Genomic DNA, 3,981 nt, shown 5'->3' with positions numbered 1-3,981 from the left:
GGCGAACCGGTTTACAGGCTCAGGGGACGGTTGGAAGCCTTGATGAACTCCTGCTTCAGCTCGGCAAAGCTGTGCACCGCCGGGAACTGCGGGAACTCGCGGATCACGTTGTCCGGGGCGTGGAACAGGATGCCGGCATCCGCCTCACCGAGCATCGTCGTGTCGTTGTAGGAATCCCCCGCCGCAATCACCCGGTAGTACAGGCTCTTGAAGGCCAGCACCGACTGGCGCTTGGGGTCTTTCTGGCGCAACTGATAGCCGGTCACCCGGCCGCCGTCATCGGTGATCAGGCGGTGGCAAAGCAGGGTCGGAAAGCCCAGCTGGCGCATCAGGGGCTGGGAAAATTCATAGAAGGTGTCGGAAAGGATCACCACCTGGAAGCGCTCGCGCAGCCAGTTGACGAATTCCACCGCGCCGTCCAGTGGCTTGAGGGTGGCGATCACTTCCTGGATGTCCGAAAGCTTCAGTCCGTGTTCGTCGAGAATCCGCAGGCGCTGTTTCATCAGCACGTCGTAGTCGGGAATATCCCGGGTGGTTGCCTTGAGGGATTCAATCCCGGTTTTTTCGGCAAAGGCGATCCAGATTTCCGGGACCAGTACACCTTCCAGATCGAGACAGGCAATTTCCACAAGACACTCCCATTGGTTCTGATTATTTAAATTGAGCGAGCAAAAGGACTGCCGAACTCTAGCGATTCGCCTGCGCAGGCGCAACGCAGAGGAGCGCGCCAGGGCGGTGTGGATTTTGTTAAGATCGCCCCCCTATAGAGCGCACAGCGCCACCGACCTGTAGGAAACCGCCCTGATGACCCCATCGTTCGACGTCGCTGAACTCGCCGCGACCTATGCCAACAAATCCGCCCAGGACATTCTCAAGCTGGCCTTTGCCCAGTTCGGCGATGACCTGTGGATTTCCTTCAGCGGTGCCGAGGATGTGGTGCTGGTGGACATGGCCTGGAAGCTGAACAAGAACGTCAAGGTGTTCAGCCTGGATACCGGCCGCCTGCACCCGGAAACCTACCGTTTCATCGATCAGGTGCGTGAACACTACAAGATCCAGATCGAGCTGATCTCGCCGGACCACAGCAAGCTCGAACCCTTCGTCAAGGAAAAGGGCCTGTTCAGCTTCTATAAGGACGGCCATGGCGAGTGCTGCGGTATCCGCAAGATCGAACCGCTGCGGCGCAAGCTGTCCACCGTCAGCGCCTGGGCCACCGGCCAGCGCCGTGATCAGAGCCCGGGTACCCGCAGCCAGGTGGCGGTGCTGGAAGTCGACACAGCCTTCTCCACGCCGGAGCGCACCCTGTACAAGTTCAACCCACTGGCACAAATGAGCAGCGAGGAGATCTGGGGTTACATCCGCATGCTCGAACTGCCCTACAACAGCCTGCATGAGCGCGGCTTCATCAGCATCGGCTGCGAGCCCTGCACCCGCCCGGTACTGCCCAACCAGCACGAGCGCGAAGGCCGCTGGTGGTGGGAGGAAGCCACCCAGAAAGAATGTGGCTTGCACGCCGGCAACATCATCAGCAAAGCCTGACCCCCTTCCCTGCGGGCGCGCCTGAAGGACGTCCGCACTGAAAGCCAACCCGCAGCAAAACCTGTACACAAGAATGTCACCGTCGGTGCCATTTTTGTGTGCACTTCAAAGATTCCCCGCCCCAAAAGGTTACAAGCCTTTCCTGCGCCGATATCCATTGGGCGCCAAGCCGTGCCTGGCGAAAAATAAATACCTGTTCAAACGGTCAATTTTTAATCTCGTCTTTTCAGAAGGTTAGGAATAACCCATAACAAAACGAAATCAGCAGCCAATTTCATAGTCGTGAAATTGGCACAGAAGTGGCTTTAGTGGATTTATGTTTTGTATACAAAAAAACCAAAACATACATACACTAACCGTCCGCACGCCTGACCCACGACTCAAGCTGCAGATGCCCCGAACCCAGTGATTCCTCCCCTGTGACGAAGATTGTCGAGCCCCCTCGCTCAAGCACAGTCATCCAGGGCCGGAGTCAGGAGCATGCCGGAATGCGTACCAGCCCTTCCAACAACATCGCACTGGATCTGCCCTCCTCGCCGCATTCGCACAACGTCCAACAACCGGTCGCCGATGCGGCCCCCATCGCGCTCAGCCCACGCCTGCACAACCGCGACCTGGCACCGACCAAGGTCGAAGGCCGGCGCTGGGGTGGCTACAGCATCTTCGCCTTGTGGACCAACGATGTGCACAACATCGCCAACTACTCCTTCGCCATCGGCCTCTACGCCCTGGGCCTGGGCGGCTGGCAGATCCTGCTGTCCCTGGGGATAGGCGCGGCGCTGGTGTATTTCTTCATGAACCTGTCCGGCTACATGGGGCAGAAGACCGGGGTGCCCTTCCCGGTGATCAGCCGCATCAGCTTCGGCATCCATGGCGCGCAGATTCCGGCACTCATCCGGGCAGTGATCGCCATCGCCTGGTTCGGCATCCAGACCTACCTGGCCTCGGTGGTGTTTCGCGTGCTGCTCACGGCCATCCATCCGGGCTTCGCCGATTACGACCACAACTCGATCCTCGGCCTCTCGACCCTGGGCTGGGCCTGCTTCCTGGTGATCTGGCTGGTGCAACTGGCGATCCTCGCCTATGGCATGGAAATGATCCGGCGCTACGAAGCCTTCGCCGGGCCGATCATCCTGCTGACCGTGGCCTGCCTGGCCGCCTGGATGTACACCCAGGCCGACGGGCAGATCGCCTGGTCGATCCGCGAACCTCTGACCGGCAGCGAAATGTGGCGGCAGATCTTCGCCGGCGGCGCCCTGTGGCTGGCGATCTACGGCACCCTGATCCTCAACTTCTGCGACTTCGCCCGTTCCTCGCCGTGCCGCAAGACCATCAAGGTCGGCAATTTCTGGGGCCTGCCGGTGAACATCCTGGTGTTCGCCACCATCACCGTGCTGCTGTGCGGCGCGCAGTTCCAGATCAATGGCCGGGTCATCGAAAGCCCCACCGAGATCATCGCCTCGATCCCCAACACACTGTTTCTGGTCCTGGGCTGCCTGGCCTTTCTGATCGTTACCGTGGCGGTGAACATCATGGCCAACTTCGTCGCCCCGGCCTTCGTCCTCAGCAACCTGGCGCCCAAGTACCTGACCTTCCGCCGCGCCGGGCTGATCAGCGCGGCGCTGGCGGTGCTGATCCTGCCGTGGAACCTGTACAACAGCCCGCTGGTGATCGTGTATTTCCTCTCCGGGCTGGGCGCCCTGCTCGGCCCGCTGTACGGGGTGATCATGGTGGACTACTGGATCCTGCGCAAAGCCCAGGTCAACGTGCCGCAGCTCTATAGCGAAGACCCGCAAGGCGCCTATTTCTACAGCCGCGGGGTCAACCTGCGGGCAGTGGCGGCCTTTATTCCCGCGGCGCTGATCGCCATCGTGCTGGCCCTGGTGCCAGGTTTTGCCAGTGTCTCGCCATTCTCCTGGCTGATCGGCGCCGGCATCGCCGGCATGCTCTACCTGATCATCGCCAAGCGCCAACCCGGCTACGCGGACGTCAGCGGCGAAAGCATCGCCGTGGACAACGTCAGCCATTGAACCTGCCCGGCCCGGCGCGCCGGGCCTGAACTGCCCAACCTGCAAGGAACCCTCATGCGAATTCTCGTGGTCAACGTCAACACCACCGACTCCATTACCCAGGCCATCGCCCATCAGGCACAAAGCGTGGCAGCGCCGGGTACCGAGATCATCGGCCTGACCCCCTACTTCGGCGCCGAATCGGTGGAAGGCAACTTCGAAAGCTACCTGGCGGCCATCGCCGTAATGGACCGGGTGCTGGCCTACGACCAGCCCTATGACGCGGTGATCCAGGCCGGCTACGGCGAGCACGGCCGCGAAGGCTTGCAGGAACTGCTGAACGTGCCAGTGGTGGACATCACCGACGCCGCCGCCAGCACTGCCCTGTTCCTTGGCCACGCCTACTCGGTGGTCACCACCCTGGACCGCACCG

4 protein-coding genes are annotated in these 3,981 nt (G+C 61.1%); 3 read left to right on the top strand and 1 reads right to left on the bottom strand.

Features of this window, described 5'->3' with window-relative positions:
- Window positions 1-11 precede the first annotated feature (11 nt).
- Window positions 12-629 (bottom strand): bifunctional phosphoserine phosphatase/homoserine phosphotransferase ThrH, encoded by a 618-nt coding sequence (gene thrH, locus F6S12_RS30185; RefSeq protein WP_011060175.1) that lies wholly within the window; start codon window positions 627-629, stop codon window positions 12-14.
- A 175-nt stretch (window positions 630-804) separates the two neighbouring features.
- On the opposite strand from thrH, the gene F6S12_RS30180 reads away from it, so the two are divergent.
- The 3 genes from F6S12_RS30180 to F6S12_RS30170 form a co-directional block, all read left to right on the top strand.
- Window positions 805-1,539, top strand: coding sequence for a phosphoadenylyl-sulfate reductase (locus F6S12_RS30180; RefSeq protein WP_011060174.1), 735 nt, complete (start codon window positions 805-807; stop codon window positions 1,537-1,539).
- Window positions 1,540-2,027: 488 nt separating this feature from the next.
- The gene (locus F6S12_RS30175) at window positions 2,028-3,569 is read left to right on the top strand and encodes an NCS1 family nucleobase:cation symporter-1 (RefSeq protein WP_210457345.1); all 1,542 of its coding nucleotides are present in this window, start codon (window positions 2,028-2,030) and stop codon (window positions 3,567-3,569) included.
- A gap of 54 nt (window positions 3,570-3,623) precedes the next feature.
- On the top strand, window positions 3,624-3,981 hold a 358-nt coding region (locus tag F6S12_RS30170), incomplete at its 3' end, for an aspartate/glutamate racemase family protein (protein WP_315869720.1).

Origin of the sequence: Pseudomonas sp. JV245A (genome assembly GCF_032424515.1) — a bacterium.
Classification (GTDB): domain Bacteria; phylum Pseudomonadota; class Gammaproteobacteria; order Pseudomonadales; family Pseudomonadaceae; genus Aquipseudomonas; species Aquipseudomonas protegens.
This window is presented reverse-complemented; position numbering and strand designations above follow the sequence as displayed.